18 protein-coding genes, 1 tRNA gene and 3 pseudogenes are annotated in these 18,941 nt (G+C 70.8%); 5 read left to right on the top strand and 17 right to left on the bottom strand.

The annotated features are described in order from the left end of the window. Positions 1-19: 19 nt before the first annotated feature. The 5 genes from OG194_RS28690 to OG194_RS28670 form a co-directional block, all read right to left on the bottom strand. On the bottom strand, positions 20-661 hold the full coding sequence (locus OG194_RS28690) for an IclR family transcriptional regulator (RefSeq protein WP_033286087.1): 642 nt from the start codon (positions 659-661) through the stop codon (positions 20-22). Between the two features lie 380 nt (positions 662-1,041). Next, positions 1,042-2,841 (bottom strand): DEAD/DEAH box helicase, encoded by a 1,800-nt coding sequence (locus OG194_RS28685; RefSeq protein WP_327403665.1) that lies wholly within the window; start codon positions 2,839-2,841, stop codon positions 1,042-1,044. A gap of 302 nt (positions 2,842-3,143) precedes the next feature. Further along, positions 3,144-3,515: a type II toxin-antitoxin system death-on-curing family toxin gene (locus tag OG194_RS28680; RefSeq protein WP_327407239.1), complete on the bottom strand. Its 372-nt coding sequence runs from the start codon at positions 3,513-3,515 to the stop codon at positions 3,144-3,146. A gap of 32 nt (positions 3,516-3,547) precedes the next feature. Next, positions 3,548-3,745: a hypothetical protein gene (locus tag OG194_RS28675; protein WP_327403664.1), complete on the bottom strand. Its 198-nt coding sequence runs from the start codon at positions 3,743-3,745 to the stop codon at positions 3,548-3,550. A 42-nt stretch (positions 3,746-3,787) separates the two neighbouring features. Further along, complete coding sequence (locus OG194_RS28670; RefSeq protein WP_327403663.1) at positions 3,788-5,248, bottom strand: MFS transporter; 1,461 nt, start codon at positions 5,246-5,248, stop codon at positions 3,788-3,790. Between the two features lie 194 nt (positions 5,249-5,442). Here OG194_RS28670 and OG194_RS28665 point away from each other — a divergent pair. Further along, positions 5,443-5,517: transfer RNA gene (locus OG194_RS28665), tRNA-Cys, on the top strand. A 299-nt stretch (positions 5,518-5,816) separates the two neighbouring features. On the opposite strand, the gene OG194_RS28660 is transcribed toward OG194_RS28665, so the two are convergent. The 5 genes and pseudogenes from OG194_RS28660 to OG194_RS28645 form a co-directional block, all read right to left on the bottom strand. Further along, complete coding sequence (locus tag OG194_RS28660) at positions 5,817-5,984, bottom strand: hypothetical protein (protein ID WP_327403662.1); 168 nt, start codon at positions 5,982-5,984, stop codon at positions 5,817-5,819. Then, on the bottom strand, positions 5,984-6,247 hold the full coding sequence (locus tag OG194_RS28655) for a recombinase family protein (RefSeq protein ID WP_327403661.1): 264 nt from the start codon (positions 6,245-6,247) through the stop codon (positions 5,984-5,986). The genes OG194_RS28660 and OG194_RS28655 overlap by 1 nt, the downstream gene beginning before the upstream one ends. 103 nt (positions 6,248-6,350) lie before the next feature. Continuing rightward, positions 6,351-6,623: pseudogene (locus OG194_RS47690) on the bottom strand (zinc finger domain-containing protein); the annotation flags it as partial. 63 nt (positions 6,624-6,686) lie between these two features. Further along, positions 6,687-7,388, bottom strand: a complete 702-nt coding sequence (locus OG194_RS28650) for an NAD(P)H-binding protein (RefSeq protein WP_327403660.1) — start codon at positions 7,386-7,388, stop codon at positions 6,687-6,689. A 65-nt stretch (positions 7,389-7,453) separates the two neighbouring features. After that, the gene (locus tag OG194_RS28645) at positions 7,454-8,128 is read right to left on the bottom strand and encodes a TetR/AcrR family transcriptional regulator (RefSeq protein WP_327403659.1); all 675 of its coding nucleotides are present in this window, start codon (positions 8,126-8,128) and stop codon (positions 7,454-7,456) included. A gap of 204 nt (positions 8,129-8,332) precedes the next feature. Between OG194_RS28645 and OG194_RS28640 the strand changes: the two genes are divergently transcribed. Next, complete coding sequence (locus tag OG194_RS28640; RefSeq protein WP_327403658.1) at positions 8,333-9,196, top strand: SDR family NAD(P)-dependent oxidoreductase; 864 nt, start codon at positions 8,333-8,335, stop codon at positions 9,194-9,196. A 15-nt stretch (positions 9,197-9,211) separates the two neighbouring features. Here the strand turns inward: OG194_RS28640 and OG194_RS47685 are convergent. Next, positions 9,212-9,633, bottom strand: a pseudogene (locus OG194_RS47685) (Tn3 family transposase); the annotation flags it as partial. Positions 9,634-9,648: 15 nt separating this feature from the next. On the opposite strand from OG194_RS47685, the pseudogene OG194_RS28630 reads away from it, so the two are divergent. The 3 genes and pseudogenes from OG194_RS28630 to OG194_RS28620 form a co-directional block, all read left to right on the top strand. Beyond that, a pseudogene (locus OG194_RS28630) lies at positions 9,649-9,711 on the top strand (hypothetical protein); the annotation flags it as partial. Positions 9,712-10,005: 294 nt separating this feature from the next. Continuing rightward, positions 10,006-10,431, top strand: a complete 426-nt coding sequence (locus OG194_RS28625; protein ID WP_327407238.1) for an antibiotic biosynthesis monooxygenase family protein — start codon at positions 10,006-10,008, stop codon at positions 10,429-10,431. Positions 10,432-10,577: 146 nt separating this feature from the next. Next, on the top strand, positions 10,578-11,183 hold the full coding sequence (locus OG194_RS28620) for a DUF4328 domain-containing protein (protein ID WP_327403657.1): 606 nt from the start codon (positions 10,578-10,580) through the stop codon (positions 11,181-11,183). Between the two features lie 69 nt (positions 11,184-11,252). Here the strand turns inward: OG194_RS28620 and OG194_RS28615 are convergent, their stop codons facing one another. From OG194_RS28615 to OG194_RS28590, 6 genes are all read right to left on the bottom strand, one after another. Further along, positions 11,253-11,957 carry a DinB family protein gene (locus OG194_RS28615; RefSeq protein WP_327403656.1) on the bottom strand — a complete coding sequence of 235 codons (705 nt, stop codon included), beginning with the start codon at positions 11,955-11,957 and terminating at the stop codon, positions 11,253-11,255. A 90-nt stretch (positions 11,958-12,047) separates the two neighbouring features. Continuing rightward, positions 12,048-13,223: an SUKH-4 family immunity protein gene (locus tag OG194_RS28610; RefSeq protein ID WP_327403655.1), complete on the bottom strand. Its 1,176-nt coding sequence runs from the start codon at positions 13,221-13,223 to the stop codon at positions 12,048-12,050. 167 nt (positions 13,224-13,390) lie between these two features. Next, positions 13,391-13,921, bottom strand: coding sequence for an AAA family ATPase (locus OG194_RS28605; protein ID WP_327403654.1), 531 nt, complete (start codon positions 13,919-13,921; stop codon positions 13,391-13,393). Between the two features lie 7 nt (positions 13,922-13,928). Next, positions 13,929-16,247: a xanthine dehydrogenase family protein molybdopterin-binding subunit gene (locus OG194_RS28600; protein ID WP_327403653.1), complete on the bottom strand. Its 2,319-nt coding sequence runs from the start codon at positions 16,245-16,247 to the stop codon at positions 13,929-13,931. After that, on the bottom strand, positions 16,244-17,893 hold the full coding sequence (locus OG194_RS28595; protein ID WP_327403652.1) for a 2Fe-2S iron-sulfur cluster-binding protein: 1,650 nt from the start codon (positions 17,891-17,893) through the stop codon (positions 16,244-16,246). The genes OG194_RS28600 and OG194_RS28595 overlap by 4 nt, the downstream gene beginning before the upstream one ends. Next, on the bottom strand, positions 17,890-18,783 hold the full coding sequence (locus OG194_RS28590; protein WP_327403651.1) for an FAD binding domain-containing protein: 894 nt from the start codon (positions 18,781-18,783) through the stop codon (positions 17,890-17,892). Before OG194_RS28590 ends, OG194_RS28595 begins: the two co-directional genes overlap by 4 nt. Between the last annotated feature and the right edge of the window lie 158 nt (positions 18,784-18,941).

Here is an 18,941-nt window from a genome sequence, read left to right as displayed (position 1 = left end):
CCACAAACGACCTCAGGCCTCAGCGCAGCGCTTCGGCGACCTCGCGCGCCGCGTCGACGACCCGCGGTCCGACCCGCTCGGGCACCGCGTCGGCCAGCATCACCACGCCGACGCTGCCCTCGACCCCCGTGACGCCCAGCAGCGGAGCCGCGGCACCGCTCGCGCCGGCCTCCAACTCGCCGTGCGTCAGGGTGTATCCGGGTTCGTCGGCGGCCTGGTGCCGGGCGGCGAGGATCGCGCGGCCCGCGGCTCCCCTGTCCAGGGGATGGCGGAAGCCGGCGCGGTAGGCCACGTGGTAGTCGGTCCAGGTCGGCTCGACCACCGCGACGGCGAGGGCGTCCGCCCCGTCGACCAGGGTGAGGTGAGCGGTCGCCCCGATGTCCTCGGCCAGCGAACGCAGCGCGGGGAGCGCTGCCTCCCGTACAAGAGGATGCACCTGGCGGCCGAGCCGCAGCACCCCGAGCCCGACGCGGGCCCGGCCGCCGAGATCACGGCGTACGAGTGCGTGCTGTTCGAGGGTGGCCAGCAACCGGTACACGACGGTCCGGTTGACGCCCAGTTTGTTGGACAGTTCGGTGACGGTCAGCCCGTGGTCCGTATCGGCCAGCAGTTTGAGGACGCGCAGTCCCCGGTCGAGCGTCTGGGAGGTCTCCGCGGTCACGACGCCCACTCCTTAAGTGGTGAGGTCGGCGGCCCCCTAGCGACGGATGCGTCACCGAGTCCCGTCAGTGACGCGCTTCAGAGGCCGCCGATCGGCGAGGCGGCCCGGCGTGTCCGGGCCCAGTCGCTTCACGGCTGCGCTCCGCGGCGGCGCTGCCACGGGGCGTGTGCGTAGCGGGACACTAGCGAAGGGGGTTCGCTGAGCGGAAGTCTCCGTCCAGAATCCGGTCACCGACTGGTACGGACCGGTTCCCTTCATGTCGATATGTCCTGACCTGGGGGCCAACCCTGCGCAGATTCCGCACAGATGTGCGGGCCGGGCGGGTGCGCGAGCGGGGGCGGTCAGTGCATGCGGTCCGTGCAGTCGGTCAGTGCATGCGGTCAGTGCATGCGGGTGGCCCACTCCTGGACCTTCGCGATGCGCTGCCGCAGCTGGCCTGCCGTGGCCTCGGCGCTCGGCGGGCCGCCGCAGGTGCGGCGCAGCTCGGTGTGGATGACGCCGTGCGGTTTGCCGGTCTGGTGGACGTACGCGGAGACCATGGTGTTGAGCGACTTCCGCAGCTCCATCATCTCCTTGTGGGAGACGACGGGCCGCCGCTCGGCGGGCAGCTCCAGCAGGTCGGCTTCCCCGTCCGGCTTCTTGCGGCTGTGCGCGATCTGCCGGGCCTGCCGCTTCTGGAGCAGCATCTGCACCTGGTCGGGTTCGAGGAGTCCGGGGATGCCGAGGTAGTCCTGCTCCTCCTCGCTCCCCGGGTGCGCCTGCATGCCGAACTCGGCGCCGTCGTAGAGCACGCGGTCGAAAACGGCCTCGGACTCCAGGGCCTCGAAGGCGAACTGCTCCTGCTCGCCGGTGTCCTCGTCCTGCTCCTTGTTCGCCTCCTCCATCTCCTTCTCGGACTCGGCGTACGGGTCCTCCTCGCCCTCCTTCTTCGGCTTGTCGAGGGCGTGGTCCCGCTCGACCTCCATCTCGTTGGCGAAGGTGAGGAGGTCCGGGACGGTCGGCAGGAAGACGGAGGCGGTCTCGCCGCGCCGCCGGGACCGCACGAAGCGGCCGACGGCCTGGGCGAAGAAGAGGGGCGTGGAGATGGTGGTGGCGTACACCCCGACGGCGAGCCGCGGCACGTCGACACCTTCGGACACCATGCGTACGGCGACCATCCACCGGTCGTTGCTCGCCGCGAAGTCGTCGATGCGCTTGGAGGCACCCGTGTCGTCCGACAGCACGACGGTCGCCTTGCTGCCGGTGATCTCGCGGATCAGCTTGGCGTAGGCGCGTGCCGAGTCCTGGTCGGTGGCGATGACGAGGGCACCGGCGTCCGGGATGCCCTTCCTGACCTCGGTCAGCCGCTGGTCGGCGGCGCGCAGCACGCTCGGCATCCACTCACCGCGCGCGTCCAGCGCCGTACGCCATGCCTGACTGATCGCGTCCTTCGTCATGGGCTCGCCGAGCCGCGCGGCGATCTCGTCACCGGCCTTCGTCCGCCAGCGCATGTTGCCGCTGTAGGAGAGGAAGATGACGGGCCGCACGACTCCGTCGCTGAGCGCGGAACCGTACCCGTAGGTGTAGTCGGCGGAGGACCGCCGAATCCCGTCTTTCCCTTCTTCGTACGTCACGAAGGGAATGGGATTGGTGTCGGACCGGAACGGCGTACCGGTCAGCGCGAGGCGGCGGGTGGCCGGCTCGAAGGCTTCAAGGCAGGCCTCGCCCCAGGACTTGGAGTCACCGGCGTGGTGGATCTCGTCGAGGATGACGAGGGTCTTGCGCTGCTCGACACGGTTGCGGTGCAGCATCGGCCGTACGCCGACGCCGGCGTACGTGATCGCGACACCGTCGTAGTCCTTGCCGAGCGGCCCCGCGCTGTACTCCGGGTCGAGTTTGATCCCTATCCGCGCGGCGGCTTCCGCCCACTGCTTCTTCAGGTGCTCGGTCGGCGCGACCACGGTCACCTGCTGCACGACATGGTGGTGCAGCAGCCAGGAGGCAAGGGTGAGCGCGAAGGTCGTCTTGCCGGCACCGGGGGTCGCGACCGCGAGGAAGTCCCGCGGCTGCTCCTGGACATACCTGTCCATCGCGCCCTGCTGCCAGGCACGCAGCTTGCCCGCGGTGCCCCAGGGGGCTCGGCCGGGAAAGGCGGGAGAGAGGTGGTGGGAGCTGGCGGAGGAGGCGGCGGTAGTAGTCACGGTCTCCGGGTTCGGGGGTAGGGCGGCTCGGTCACGTCGGCTACGTCGGCTACATATGACAACCGGGCCACCCTACCGGCGGGGTGGTGGTGTCAGGGTGCGGACTGCGCCGGGGTGGCGGGGGATGGGATTGAGGTCACAGGGGAGGGGGGTGGGGTGGCGGGGGATGGGATTGAGGTCACAGGGGAGGGGGGTGGGGTGGAGGTGGGGCCGGCACGGAGGCGGTCCCGGGACAGCGCGACGGTCGGGCGGGGTCAGCTCCGGGAGGGGCGGCTCCGGGACAGCTCGACGGCCCCGCGGGATCAGTGCGCGAAGCGCGGCAGCTGGGCCGCGATCTTCGGCACGTCCAGCGCGCCCTGGCAGACGTCCAGGACGAACCGCTCCGCCTCGTCCACGTCGAAGTCCGCGTCCAGCGGGTGTCCGTTCAGGTGCAGGAAGACCCAGGTCGCGTACCAGGCGATGCGTTTATTGCCGTCCACGAGGGCGTGGTTGCGGGCGAGGGACTCCATGAGCGCGGCGGCCTTCTGCCATACGTCCGGATAGGCGTCCTGCCCGAACACGCTCGACCGGGGCCGGGCGAGCGCCGAGTCGAGGAGGCCGTAGTCACGCACCTCGTCCGTGCCGAGCCGCTTCCCGAGGTCGAGTTGCTCGGCGAGGGTGAGGTAGTCCGTCAGGCGAGCCTCCGGTTCGGGCTCGGCGCCGGCCTTCACGCGAGCCTCCGGTTCAGCTCGGCGCTGGCCTTCAGCACATGCTCGGCCGCCTCGTCGAACAGTCGCGCCCGCTCGTTCACCGCCGCGATCACCGCGTCGTGAGCGAAGGCCTGCATGCTGCGCCCCTCCGCCGCCGCGCGGTCACGCAGGGCGTCGAGCTCCTCGTCCGTGAACCGTAGATTCAGTCCAGCCATACCTCAACGGTACCAATCGGTACCAGTCGGTACCACGTGATGTCACCGCGATTCCGCCCGCACCCGCGTGGTCACCCAAGCCCCCGCCAACGCCACCCCCGCCATCGGCAGGAACACGGCCGCGAACGCCCCCGGATGCCCCCCACCACCACCCGCCGAACCGACGACATGCCCCACGGTGCCTCCGCCCAACGCCCCGAACGCGGCCCCGCCCACGGAGAGCAGCACGGCATTCGACAACCCGTCAGAGATCTGCAACGCGGCGGAGTTGGAGCCGGCCTCCGCCGGAGCGGACAGCTGAAGCAACAGCACGCTGGTGGAGGAGATCACCAGCCCCATCCCAAAGCACCCGAACGCCCACGCGACGGCGACGATCCACACGGGCACGGCAGGGACAAGAACACTCGGCGCCCCGGCGATGGCGGCGGCCACCAGCACCATCCCGACGGTCATCAGCCGTTCCCGATACGGCTCGACCCCCGCCCGGGACTGCACCCACGACCCGAGCGCCCACGTCCCACCGCCCGCCGCGAGCGAGAACCCGGCCAAGGTCGGCGACAACCCCCGCTGCGTGACGAGCATCAACGGCACGAAGGACTCCGCCGAGATGAACGACCCGGCGGCCACCCCGCGCAACAACACGACGGAGGGCAGCCCCCGCGCCGCCCGATACGTCCCCCGCGGCAACAACCCGAGCGCGGCGGGCACGAGCAGCGCGACACCGGCGGCAGCGGGGAGAAGGGAGAACCACGTCAGATCCTGAGCGGCGTACTGAAAGAGCCCGGCACCGATAGAGATCCCGAGGGCAAGCCGAATCCGACGCCGATCGAAGGAGGCGGACGGCTCACCGGTATCGCTCACCGGCCCGGCCGCCCGCCGCCGTATCTGAGGAAGAGCAAGCGCAAGCGGAAAGACGACAAGCACCGGAATCCCGAGGAACACCCACCGCCACCCGAGATGCTCGGTCACCGCACCGGAGGCAAGCGGCCCGACAACGGACGGCACGACCCAACTCGCCGCGAACGCGGCCATGATGGCGGGCCGCAACCGCTCCGAATAAGCCCGCCCGACAACGACATACAGAGCGACGATGACGAGCCCACCCCCGAGCCCCTGCACAGCCCGCCCCAGAATGAACACCCACATGACCTGAGCGGTCCCCGCCACCACCAACCCGACGGCAAAAGCCCCGATCCCACTGGTCAACGCCCCGAGCGGCCCCCGCCGATCCGACCACTGCCCGGCGAACACCATCCCGAACAGGCTGGTGGTGAAGTACCCGGAGAACGCGAACGCGTACAACGACACCCCGCCCAGTTCCCGAGCGGCAACCGGCATCGCGGTCCCAACTGCCGTCGCCTCAAAGGCGATCAGCAGAACAACGGACACGATCCCGACACTGAGCGCCCGATGCGACCGCCCCAACACGGAGTCACGACACTCATCGGCCAGGTCAGAGGCGCTGTCGGTGACGTCGGCGTCACGGGGTTCGAGGACGGTCATGCCCGCCAGCGTAAGGTCCACGGGCCGGGTTGACCCCTGTCGGAGGATGGTCGGGGGCTGAGACCTTGGTCGTACGACCAGCGATCCCACCGGCCACTCCCCATTCATGAACGGCGTATGGCAGTCCCGTTGCGCCACCCCAGGCCCCCTTGTCCGGGGCCACCGCCCGGCCCTACGGTCAACTCACCAAACACGGCCGTGTGCCCGAGTGGTTCAGGGACTCGCCTGCAAAGCGAGTTACGCGGGTTCGATTCCCGCCACGGCCTCCAGTAGTAACTTTGATCTGCATGTTCCTTGGTCAAAGGCTGCTCTCCAGGTCTGGGACTCCCGTCCAGGACAGGGCCAGGTCAGTTGCTTGGTCCACTGCCGAGTGACCTGGCTCCACAGAGCGCCGCATGGCGCAATGGGAGCCCGCAGTGCCATCACGTGCACCTCTCCGGAGCGCGCTCAGGAAGCCTCGGACGGACGCTCAGCCACGGATGCGCGGTCTTGGGCTGGCCCTACCGTATTTCCGCGTTCGGGTGAGGCTGCGGCTGGAGCCGCTCGCGCAGGTCGAACTCCTCCGCGGTCAGCCCGGTCTTGAGGGTGAGCTTCTTGGCGATGCCGGCTGCCCGGCAACCGCGAGTACGGCGAAGAACATGGCGCCCATGCCGTTGGGGTCGTAGACGCCGGTGAGCGGGCCGGTGAGGAGTTCGATCTGGATGTCGCCGACCTGGAGCTCGGCGGACAGCGTCATCAGCTCGGCGGCGTTGTGCGCGAGCCGCTTGAGTTCGTGGACGGTGAAGGCGACCGGCGTCTCGGCGCGGCCTCCTTGAACTGGCGGGCGAGCGCGAGCGCCTTCTCCAGTTCGGGCCTGAATTCGATGCGGGTGCTGATCTGCTCCTTGAAGACCTTGTGGCACTCCGGGCGGTGGAGGGCTTCGAGCCGGCTCGCCGGCTCCTGGCCGGCGGTCGACGTCCTCGCGCAGCCGATCCGGACTGGTCGCTCGACGCGGGGCACGGGGCGCGGATACGACGGCGAGTGTGGGGCCCTGCTGCCACGCGCGGCCGGGAAGCCGGTCGGCGGGGACCGGGATATCCAGTTCCTCGCGGAGCGGGGGAGCGCGGAGCGCTGGGACGAGGACGAAGCTCGGGGTGTGGTACTTCGCGGCGGTCTTCCCGCCGCCGGTGCGGCAGGCGCTGCCGGTGGGCGCGTCACAGGTTGGGCAATCATGACGTTCCACCGACGGTGCGGCCCGATCGGGCGTGAGATCCGTAGCGGCGCGTCTCAGAAGCACCTCGCACAACACGCCCGTTCCGAGAGGGCTTTCGCGAACGGCGGCCTGCGGAAACGGGATCGCCCCGGGGGCTCTCGCAGAACTCCCACAGATGGTCATTCATGAGAACCCCGGAGCGTCACACCCGAGGCCGGAGGTCACCGGGAGCGGCCTCCAGGACAGTCAGGAGTGCGGAGGCTTGGGCGCCTGCCCGGGCTCGACTGCGACGAGGCGGTTGATGTCGGGGTTGTGCAGCACCGTGGGGCCGGCGCCGTTCAGCCGGGTGACGGCGAGCATGGCGGAGCCGACGGCGTCGGTGGTGGTGACATGGCGGGGGAAGGCTCGCCGCAGGAGGGGGTACAGGCTCCCGGTGATGCGGTACAGGACGCGGTAGACCGGGGTGCGGGAGGTGGCGCCGCCGACGGGCTGGATGTAGCCGGGGCGGAACATGTACGCGTGCATCGGCATGGCGAGCAGGTCGTTCTCGGTGCGGCCCTTGACGCGGGCCCACATCTGGCGGCTCTTGCCGGTGCTGTCCGTGCCCTCGCCGGAGACGTAGACGAAGGTCAGCGAGGGGTTCGCGGCGTTCAGGGCGCGGGCGGCGGCGAGGGTGTAGTCGTAGGTGACACGGGTGTACTCCTCCTCACCGCGCCCGACGGCGGAGACGCCGAGGCAGAAGAAACAGGCGTCCAGATCCTTCAACTGGTCCTGGACGGCGGTGTAGTCGGTGAAGTCGGCGTGGATGATCTGCCGCAGCTTTGGATGGTCCAGAGGAAGAGGGCTGCGGACGACGACGAGGACCTCGGTGACGGCCTCGTCGAGGAGACAGGCGCGCACTGCGCCGTGGCCGACCATTCCGGACGCTCCGAAGATGATGACGCGCACTGCTGCTCCTAGGCATGAGAGGGGGTGGCTTTGGGGGGCTTCGGGGGTGGCATTGAGGGTGGGACTCAGGGAGAAGTGCGGGCGAGCGTGCCGACGGTGAGGGTGGCCAGCGCCTCTTGCAGGGCGATGTCGAAGTCCATCTTCAGAACGGCGAGGGAGGGGTCGGCTTCGTAGGCGGCGAGCATCGCCTGCGACGGGCGGGCGTGGGTCCACACCGCGCCGATCACCATGATCATGGACGCGGCCAACTGCTGAGCGCGATCGCCCAGTTCGGGCAGGTGAACGCGGGCGAGGGCCGTGAGCGCGTCGACGTTGGCGACGGCGGCCCTCTTGTAGCGGGCGGCGACTTCCGGGGAGACGTTGTGCTCCAGCACGCCGGCCTGTGCGCTGAGCAGGTCGCACAGCATGCGGCGTTCGGCGAGGGAGTCGCTGATCACGGTGGCGAACTGTTCGCCGCGCTCTTCCACCGCGGCCTCCGCGTCGATGCCGGCGGTCAGTAGGTCGGGCAGGTCGGCCGTCCACTGCTTCCAGGCGGTGTCCAGCAGTTCCAGCAGGACCGCCTCGCGGGACTCGAAATAGCGCAGCACGTTCGACTTGGCGAGCCCGACGCGACGGCTCAGCTCGTTGAGGCTGACCGCGCTCACCGGCATCTCGTCGAGCATGGCGGCGGCGGTGTCGAGGATCGCCCGCCGCCGGATCTCGCGCTGCTCCTCGCTGCGCGCACGTTGGAAAGTAGTCATGCCCCACATATTACAGACTCCCGGTCTTTTGACATCAGACCGCCGGTGCCTTAAGTTGGAGACATCGCAACAGACCGGCGGTCTGAAATTGCGGATCTGTGATCACGCAAGAGACCGCCACTGCTACCGATATCGCTGGCCGGGCCATCCGGCGGCGTGTGCACCGGCGGATCGACGCCGCCAAGATCACGAAGGAGTCCCCTCATGAACCGCACTGTTGTCATCACCGGCACCACCTCAGGCTTCGGCCGCGACAGCGTCCGTCTGTTCGCGTCCCAGGGCTGGAACGTCGTGGCGACGGTCCGCAAGGAGACGGACCTCGCCATCCACAACGACCTGTCGAACGTGAAGACCCTCCTGCTCGACGTCAACGACGAGGGCGCCGACACCGCCTTCGCCGAACAGGCCGCCGCCCAGTTCGGAGGCATCGACGCGTTGGTGAACAACGCCGGCTACTACCACATGGGCCCCGTCGAGGCCTCCTCGATGGAGCAGATCCACGACCAGTTCCAGACCAACGTCTTCGGCCTGATGGCCCTGACCAAGGCCTTCCTGCCGTACTTCCGCGAGCAGCGTTCCGGCGTGATCGTCAACATCTCCTCGATCAGCGCCGACCAGGGCTACCCCTACACCGCCGTCTACGCCGCCTCCAAGGCCGCGGTCGCGGCCTTCTCCGAGGGCCTCAACATCGAGATGGCGGCCTTCGGCGTCTCGGTCAAGGCGGTCTTCCCGGGCGCTCACGCCACACGCATCTTCACCAAGATCGACCAGGCGGGCGACATCCCCGAGGACTACCAGCCCGGCATGGAGCGCTTCTTCGGCATGCAGGGCACCGGCTCCAGCCCGGCCGTGACCGCGCAGGCCATCTATCAGGCGGTCACGGACGGCAGGATCGAGCAGGTCCGCTACTACACCGGACCCGACGGAGTCGCCGTACCCCGCGTCAAGCAGCTCCTGGGCGCCGACTGGTACTGGGCGGAGTTCCGCAACGCCGCCACCGGCAACCCCAGCGACCTGTGGAAGAGCCTCGTCACGCAGGGCAAGGAGCCCGTCGAGTTCACCCTCTGACCCACCGCCCGGTCGGTCCTGCCCACCGTCCTCGTCGTCGTCGAGCCCGGCCGTTTGCGGATCGCGCAACGGCCGGGCTCGACGACGACGGGGACGGAGGCGTTGAAGCCGTAGCGGCCCAGGGCGTTGAGGTTCCGGTGCTTGAGCGGGGACAGGCGGGCCAGGTCCTCGTTACGGATCCCATGACCCTCCGCGCAAAGTTGGACGACGGCGGCATCGATGTACCGCGTCGTCCAGAGCACCACGACATTCAGAACCAGGCCGAGCGATCCGAGCCGGTCCTCCATTCCACTCCACCCTGGTAGGCCTGTGGCGGGGCTCCTGGACCGTGAGCTGCTTGTGCATCTGCCAGCGGTTGGTGTCATCGACCGGGTCGACGACGGCGCGCAGGCGCAGAGGGTCTTGGCGATCCGCCCGTACTCGGCGACCGGGAGGCCGCCGAAGCGGTCAGCATGACGATCGTCCTCGTCGGAGCGCTGTGGACACACATCCATCCGACAGAGGCCGTGCGCGCGGCCTACGCCAGCGATCCGAGCCTCGTCTTCCTCCGCACACTCTTCGCCGCGGGCTTGTCATTGACGTCGGCCGCAGTGGCGATGACCTTGACCGGGGTACGGCTGCGAGTCCCCCGCGGGGGCACAACAGGCAAGCCCGCAGGGCGAGTTACGCGGGCTCGATTCCCGCCACGGCCTCCAGTCGTACGTCCGACAACCACGCAGCTCGGCCCTCTGCCCGACCGCGCGGTGGTGCAACGGGTCAGTTCGCCTCTCGGCGTCAACATCGGGTGCGACCTGCCCTACCGTGGCGCCATGAGCGATCACCCCGAAGCGCCCGTCACGCCCGTCACACCCGTCGAGCCCTATCAACCCCCGTACTACATGGCCGTGTTCACCACGGTGCGAACCCAGGAGCAGGGCGGCTACGGCGAGACCAACGCGCGTATGGAGGAGCTGGTGAAGGACATCCCCGGGTATCTGGGGATGGACCACGCGCAGACTCCGGGTGGGCTGGGGATCACCGTCGGGTACTTCCGTGACGCCGACGCGCTCACGGAGTGGCGGACTGACGCGGAGCACCGTGTGGCGCAGAAACGCGGGCAAGACCAGTGGTACGAGAGCTACACCCTGCATGTGGCGAAGGTGGAGCGGAGCCACGGGTTCGTGCGGGCGCGGGTTCCGCAGGACCCGCAGGACCCGCAGGACCCGCAGGACCCGCAGAGCCCTGCGGCGGGCTGACGCGCCGAAGTCCTGGACCGAGGACGCGGAAATCGTACGCGCGTGCGGCGATCAGACCCTATGATCACTCAGCCCCGGTGTCCGCATGATCACTCAGCCCCGGTGTCCGCCGCGGCCGCACCCGCCTCCGAGACAGGCCGAAGTCGATGACGAGTACCGCCCGCAGAGCTCCCCGGATCCTGGTCCGTTCCGCGCAGGTGGCGATAGCCGTGTCCGCTGTGGGGGACGTGTTCCGTGCGGCGGCGGTCCGCGATCAATACGTGGACCACTCGGATGCGTCCGAGTCGGGCCTCATCTCCATGGTCTCCGTCTATCTGACGACTCTCGCGATCGTGCTGTTCCTCGTGTGGCTCACCCAATCCCGGCGCAACGCCCAGGAGTTGACGCCCGGGGCCTCGGTGCCGAGCCGGGGCCGGACGATCGGCATGTGGTTCGTCCCATTGGTCAACCTCGTCGTCCCTCGCGGGATCGTCCTCGCCATCGGGCGGGCGAGCTCCGCGTCCTGGGCAGAGAAACGGGACACGGCCCTGGTGAACGCGTGGTGGGCCGCCTGGGTCGGGCACGGGCTGGTGCTCACGGTCGCGATCCGGGTGGCCCCGGGCTCGATGGCCTTCCTGGTGGTGGAGGAGGCACTCATGATCGCGGCTGCCGTACTGGCGGGGCTCGTGATCGAGCGCATCACGGCGCTACAGAACGCCGCACTCGGTGCCACCGTTCCCACAGAGCCCACAGAGCCCCTTGCCCAGGCCTGAGGTGCTCCCCTTCCTCGCCCTCGGCTGAACTACCCCAAGGCACCTGAACTCCCCCAAGGCGCCTCGGACTTAGCCCTCACTCGCACCCCGCGCCCGCCACAGATCCCGCAGCAGCGCTATCTCCGCCATGTGGTGGATGAACTCCAGGTTCGCCCCCGCCAGTACGGAGACATACGGGTCGTCCGGGTCGGAGCCGTACGGGTACCGGGAGAAGCCGACCACGTCCAGCTGGTCCTCCGTGACCGTGGCCACGGCCGCTCGCCAGCGGTCGATCACCGGCCAGAACCGGTCCAGGGTCAGGGCTGCGGAGGGGCTGAAGTCGACCATCCGCTTCGGGTCCTGGCGCCGCTCACCGAAGGTCCACTCCCACCCGCCCGCGAACTGGAAGTGCAGGTGCCCCAGGCGCCACGCGATGGTCGTGATCGGCGTCGAGTCGGGTTCCGGCTCGCCCTCGTGGGCGAGGATCTCCTCGACGCGTTCGACGGTCACGCTCCAGTCCTCGGCGATCTTCGCGACCGTCATGCCGTCGGCGGCCTGACGGGCGACCTCCGCGTACTCGCTCGCCGGGATGTCCGCCGCGCCCAGGTCGAGGACCCACTCCCCCGGTCCGAACGCCCTCGGTGTCACCGCCTCGCTCCGACGCCGGAGCGACCAGCAGTCGGGCGCCGGCTCCCAGAGGTACTCCTCGTCGCCGAGCCCCGTCAGCCGGACCTCGGCCATCTCCCGGGCCTTGTCGAACTGCTCCAGGAGCAGGCCCAGTCGGTCGGTCCCCATGTGTGGTCCCCCCATCGCCGTGCGGTCAGGCGGACGCTAGCGGCTCGGCCCGCCCGGCGCGAACGAATTCCTCGGCCGCCTACGCGCCCGTCACAGCACCCCGCCCGCCTCGTCCTGGAACGCCTCCGTCCAGTAGTGCGGGTGATCGCGGCCGTCCCTCCGGCGTCCCGCCACCGTCGGGTCCACCGCCGACAGCGTCTGGAGCATCGTCGTCGCCAACTGGTCGTACGCCTCTGCCGTCAGCTCGCCCGACAGGTCCGCGTCGATCGCCTTCTCGCGGTGGAGCAGCCAGAGGGTGAAGGCCAGGGTCGAGACATCCGTGTTGAGGGGAGCCAGTGTCGCCTCGGGCTCGCTCCAGGTCAGGATCTCGCCCGTCGCGCCGTCCACCACCAGGCTGTTGTCCTCCAGGAGGTAGCCGAGGCGGATCAACTGGTCGGCGCGGGGCGGGAGTTCCCCGGCGGGCTCGTCCTCGTAGAACTCGGTGAGGGTGGGGAGCTGGACGTCCGTGTCCAGCTGGAAGAGGAACGCGTCCTCGGGCAGGCCGGTCTCACGCAGGAAGCGGCGGGTCGGCTCGTGGGTGAGCGTGGCGGGGAAGTCGACCTCCTCGAAGCGGGCGACCGCTCCCTGGCCGAACTCCTGGTCCAGCAGGCGGGCCGGGATGTCCAGCGTCAGGCCTGACGTCGTGCCCGGGCCCGCCACCAGTGCGAGCGGGCGGATCAACGCCGCCGCCTTCCAGAACGGGGGCACCTCTCCGGCCGTCCCCGACTCGAATACCGCGAGCAACTGGCGGGATGCCTCCGCCGCCGTCTTCGTGCCGTGCCGGCCCTCATAGGACGCGAACTGGCCGCGCAGGCCCGTCAGTTCGTCCGTCGTCGTCGTGAAGCGGGCCAGCGTTTCGATCGACGGGGCCAGCGGGCCGGTCTCCATCAGGTCCGGGCGGTCGTGGAAGAAGAACGTCGTCGCGATCTCACCCGTCTCGCCGTCCAGCAGGATCGACTCCGCCTCCGCGCCGCCGGGGCCCCAGAGCGCGCCTATCACCAGCTGGTCCCGGAGCTCCCGCGCCAGTGGGCCGGGGTCGCCCAGCGAGTCCGCGACCGTCCGCAGGCCCTCCCTGCGCAGCTCCTCGAACGTCAACAGGCCGCTGTCGCCCGGCAGTCCGGGACCCGTCAGCCAACGGCGTGTCGACGCGTGCGTGATGTACGGATCGAGGTCGTCCTCGGTCAAGGTGATCATGGTCGCCGTAGCACCGGCGTCAGTCCTGCTCATCGTTCCCCCGTGCGTGAATCTTCCCCGTGTGGCACCGGTGTTCCGCTGTCGTCCCCACTGCCCAGAACACTACGCGGCACCACTGACAACGGCCCTGACCAGCGAAAACGCCTCCCAGAACCCCGGAGGACGCGAAACGTCCGAAACGTCCTCACCTCATCAGACGCTCAGACCACCCGCGAACGTTCCCGTCCCTCGACGATCGCGTCCACCGTCTCCTCCACCGTCAGCCCGGAGGTGTCCAGCCACAGGCCGATGCGCGGGGTCTCCGTCCGCAGGGCGCCGTCCAACTCCTCGACCGTCCACGCGCCGTAGCCGTTCTTCGCCCGGCCCGCCTCCCGTGCCGTCACGGTCGCCGGGGCCAGTGCGAGGACGATCACGTGCAGCGGACGGGTGCGGATCAGGTCGACGTACGCCGGCAACTCCGCGCCCAGCACCACGTCCTGGACGACCGCCGTGAACCCGGCCTCCGCGTACGCGTCCGCCGTCGCCGCCGACAGCCGGTACCGCAACCGGAGTTGGGACTCCCCCGCGCCGCCCGCACCGGGGACGTACTCCTCGCGCCCCGAGACGACCATCCGCCGGAAGACGTCACCCCGGACGTGCGCCGCCCTCGGCAGCCTCTCCGCGAGCGCCTGCGCGACCGTCGACTTGCCGGAGGCCATCACGCCCGTGATGAGGACGACCCCCTCAAGCACCCTGCACCTACTGCCCGTAGGGACCGCTGTTCGTCACCACCGCCGCCTGCGGGCGGATCGGCAGCCGGTTCACCGGGCGGCCCGTCGCGGCGCGTACGGCGGACGCGATCGCCGCCGGGGAGGTGACCACGGGTACCGCGCTGACCGCCTTCGCCCCGAAGGGGGCGACCACGTCACGTTCCTCGACGAGTTTCACGATCTTGATGTCGGGGGTGTCCAGGGCGGTGGGCAGGGCGTAGCCGGTGAGGTCGGGGTGGCGGATCAACCCGCGCGCGGTGCGCAGGTTCTCGGTGAGTGCGATGCCGACGCCCTGGGTTACGCCGCCCTCGATGCGGGCGACCAGCTGGGTCGGGTTCAGGATGCGGCCGACGTCCTGCGCGAGGGCGAGTTCGACGACCCGGACCGAGCCCAGCTCAATGTCCACGTCGACGACCGCGCGGATCGCGCAGAAGGCGAGCCCTACGAAGGCGTCGCCCTGGCCCGCCTCGTCCAGGGGCTCGGTCGGGTGCGGGCGGCACTGGGCGGTGGCCCAGAGTTCCTTGCCGTCCAGGGCCTCGGTGACGGTCGTCGAGAGGACTCCGTCGTACGAGGTGATCTTGCCGTCGGTGATCTGGAGGAGCTCGGTCGACATCCCGAACTTGTGCGCCAGGGGCTGGAGGAGCTGGGTGCGGACCATTTTCGCGGCCCGTTCGACCGCGCCGCCCGATACCCAGGTATGACGTCCTCGGCAACCAGGGCCGGCGGGCGGCTGATCGGTGTCTACAGGGGCGACGTGCACCTCGTCGATACCGAGGGTCTCCTGGACGATCTGCCGGGCCAGCGTGGTGAAGCCCTGGCCGGTCTCTACGGCCGCGCACAGGACCGTAGCGATGCCGTCGTGGACCTTCACCGTGGCCGTGGAAACCTCGTCGGCGCCCTCGGCGCCGAGCATGTGGACCATGCCGAGGCCGTAGCCGACGCCCCGGCGCACCGCGCCCGGTTCGCCCGCGCCCTCGGGGCCGCCGGGCAGCAGCCACTCGTCCTCGGGGGTGTCCTTGGGGAGCTGCGGCAGCGGGAAGTCCCGTACGGCCTGGAGGAGTTCGGCGACCGGTGCCGGGCAGGTCACCGTCTGGCCGGTCGGGAGGACGTCCCCGGTGGCCATGGCGTTGCGCAGGCGCAGCTCGGCCGGGTCCATGGCGAGCTTCTTGGCGAGCTTGTCCATCTGCGCCTCGTAGGCGGCGCAGACCTGCATGGCGCCCTCGCCCCGGACGTGTCCCGAGGGCGGGTTGTTGGTGCGCACGGCCCAGCCCTCGATGAAGGCGTTCGGGACGACGTACGGGCCGCAGGCGAAGGAGACGGCGGCGGCCAGGGCCTCCGAGGAGGTATCGGCGTAGGCGCCCGCGTCGAGCAGTACCTGGGCCTCGACCTTGACCAGCCGGCCGTCCTCGTCGGCGTGGTGGCGGTAGCGCAGGAGCGTGGGGTGGCGGTGGGTGTGGCCGAGGAAGGACTCCTCGCGCGTGGCGGTGAGTTTGACCGGGCAGCCGGTCTTCAACGCCAGCAGTCCGAGCGGGAGTTGGAAGCCCTGGTCCTCGCGGTCGGCGGTGGCACCGGGGACGCCGGTGACGACGACCTTCACGCGGTCGGGCTCCAGGCCGTAGCAGGCGGCGGCCGTGTCGCGGTCGTTGTGCGGGTCCGTGGAGGCGATGTACAGCTCGACGCCGCCGTCGGGGCGGGGCACGGCGAGACCGGCCTCGGCGCCGATCGGGGCGGGGTCCTGGCGGCCGATGCGGTACAGGCCCTCGACGACGATGTCGGCGACCGCGTCCGGGTCGCCGTGGCGCAGCGGGATGTGCCGGATCAGGTTGCCGTCGGGGTGCAGCGGTTCGGCCTCGAAGGCCTGCTCGGGGTCGGTCACCGGGTCGAGTACTTCGTACTCGACCATGATGGCCGCGGCGGCCATGCGCGCGGTGTCGGGGTGGTCGGCGGCGACCGCGGCGATGGGCTCCCCGTGGTGGCGTACGACCTCGGAGGCGAACACCGGGCGGTCGGCCGTGCCCCGGCCGTAGCGGTCCCTGCCGGGCACGTCCTCGTGGGTGATGACGGCCCGGACGCCGGGCATGTCCCGCGCGTGGGACGTGTCGACGGACACGATGCGCGCGTGCGGGTGCGGCGAGCGCAGGACGGCCGCCCAGAGCAGGCCCTCGGCCCACAGGTCGGCCGCGTACGGGAAGGTGCCCTCGGTCTTCGCGCGGGCGTCGGCGGCCGGGAGCGAGGCGCCCAGGCCATGGCCCGGATGCTCCGGGGCGGGCGCGGCCTCCGTGGTCGCGGTGGCGGCTTCGTTGCTCACGCCTGACCTCCGTCCTGGCCGTAGACCTGGTCCTGCGTGCGCGGGGACTCGAACGCCGACTGGTGGACGCCACCGCCCCCGGGCCCCGCCTGGTGGGGAATACGCGCCTCGTCGCCGTCCGACTCAGGTTCGGCGGCAGCGGCGTGCGCCTCACGTTCGGCGACGACTTCCTGTACGGCGTCCAGGACACCCCGGTAGCCGGAGCAGCGGCACAGGTTGCCGCACAGGGCCTGGCGTGCCTCCAGTTCGGTGGGCGCGGGGTTGCCCTCCAGGAGGTCGTGCACGGTCATCGCCATGCCGGGCACGCAGAAACCGCACTGCACGGCACCGCACTTGGCGAGCGCCCGCTGCACGTCCGAGGGCTGCCCCTCGACGGCGAGACCCTCGACCGTACGGACCTCGGAGCCGGCGGCGGTGACCGCGGGCACCAGGCAGGAGGCGACGAGCCGTCCGTCGACCTGGACGTTGCAGGCGCCGCACTCGCCCTGCGAGCAGCCGTCCTTGGCGCCCGCGAGGCCGAGGCGTTCGCGCAGCACGTAGAGCAGCGACTCGCCGATCCAGGCGTCGGTGACGGGCCGGTCGGCGCCGTTGACGCGCAACACGTAGGAGGCGAGCGGGTGTTCCTCGCCGGGGATCTTCGGGGCCGGCTCGGCGGCCTCGTCCGGCGCGTCGGGTTCGGCGTCCGTCACGGGCGCCTCAGCGGCCTCCGGGGCGTCGTCGACACCCTCGGCCGCATCGACCGCCGCGGACGTCTCCGCGGGCCCCTCAGCGCCCTCCGCGGGCCCTTCGCCGTCGTCGCCCGCCGCGCCGCTCCCATGAGCCGACTGTGCGTCGTCCGCGGCGAGTTCGGCGGCGGTGTCGTCGTGGCGGTCGGCGCGCGCGTCGCCGTAGGGGTCGCCGGGTGCTTCGGAACGGGTGTGCGCGTACGGGTCTCCGGGCTCGCCGTACGGCTGCCGGGTCGCCTCGGCGGGCGGCCGGGTGGCGGCCCGCGCCGACACCTCGCCGGTGGTGTGCGTACCGGACCGGTCGGCCGGGTGTTCCAGGCCGCGTCCGTCGGTGTGCTCGCCGGGCCGCTCGACCACTCCGGTGTCCGACGCCTGCTGCGCCCAGTTCTGGCCCGCGCCGTCCGTCGCCCAGGGCGCTTGGGCGCCGCCGGGCAGGGTGGCCGGCGGGGTGCCGCCCCACTGCTCGACCAGGGCCGAGGTGGTGAACTCGCCCGATTCGTCCGGGAGATCACCGCCGGCGACGGGGATCGACCACTCCCCGGTCACGTCGCGACCGGGAGCGGCGCCCGCGTCCGGGGCGTTGGTGTCCTGGAAGGTCCACTGGCCGGTGGACCCGGGGCGGTACGAGAACTGGTCGCCCCCGGCCGTCCCCTGCTGCGGTACCGCGTTCGGGTCGGGCCACTGGACGCCCTCGGCGGGCACCGCCCAGGAGCCGGTGCCCGAGGGGTCGGCGTCCGGGGCGGGGGTGGCCGTTATGGACGGCGGCACATAGCCGTGCCCCGGGGCGGCCAGGAGGGCGTCGATGCCCCCTTCGGGGAGTTTCACGAAGGCCGTGGCGCCGTCGTCGTAGTCGCCCTGGGGCAGCGGGTCCCAGCGTCCGCCACCCTGAGGGGTGCCCTCTCCGTGCTGGTCGTCGGTCACGACAGCGCCCTCCCGAGTGCTCGTCGGGCCAGTGCGGCGACGGTGCGCCGCAGGTGCAGTACCGCGGGCGGAAGCTGTTCCACGGAGCCGTCCTCGGCCGGTACCGGGTCGGGGATGCAGGCCGCGGCGACGTACTCCCCGAAGGCGCTCAAGGCCTCGGGGACGATCGTGCGGCTGTTGTCCCAGTCGATCAGCCGGGCCACCCACTGTTCGGCGTCCAGCGGTCTCAGCGGCATCGGCGCTATGGCTCCGACGGCGCACCTGACCCCGCGGCGGGCAGGGTCGAGGACGACCGCGACGGACGCGACCGAGCGCCCGGGGCCGGTCCTGCCGGTGGCCTTCAGGAAGACCTGCGGGGCGTGCAGCAGCGGCACGCGCACGAAGCCGATGAGTTCGCCGCCGCGCAGCATCTCCACGCCGGCCAGGAGGTGCGACACCGGGATCTCCCGGCGGGCTCCGTCCTGGCCCGCGATGATCAGCGTCGCCTCCAGGGCGGCCAGTACGGGCAGCGCGTCCCCGGTGGGCGCGGCCGAGGCGATGTTGCCGCCCAGGGTGCCCGCGTTGCGGATCTGCGGCGGGCCCGCGGCACGCGCGGAGGCGGCGAGCGCCGGGATGAGGGCGGCGAAGTCGGGGCGGCCCATCCGGGCATGCGTGAGGCCCGCGCCGAGCAGCGCGTGCCCGTCCTGGTACTGCCAGCCGCGGATCTCGCTGATCCGCCCGAGACCGACCAGCGCGCTGGGCCTGAGCTGCCCCGAGTTGACGGCCGCCATGAGGTCGGTGCCACCGGCCACGGGAACGGCCGTGGGCAGGTCCGTGAGCGCCGCCACGGCCTCGTCCAGCGTTGTGGGCAGCGTGACGGACTGCCCCGCCTGCGGTGCGTGCGTGGTCAAACCGGCTGCCCCTTCCCGCTGCCCCACCTGGTCCCACCTGTTGCTGCCGTACGGTACGTGCTGACAGGGCGGACGTGGCAACTCTGGCACATCTTCGCAAGACCCGAGCGCGGGGGTCCGCTAGGAGGCATTCGCCCGCCTCATCGGGGAGATGGTCC

The organism is Streptomyces sp. NBC_01288 (assembly GCF_035982055.1).
Taxonomy (GTDB): domain Bacteria; phylum Actinomycetota; class Actinomycetes; order Streptomycetales; family Streptomycetaceae; genus Streptomyces.
The sequence above is the reverse complement of the archived record's forward strand: the minus strand, read 5'-3'. Positions and strand labels throughout refer to the sequence as shown.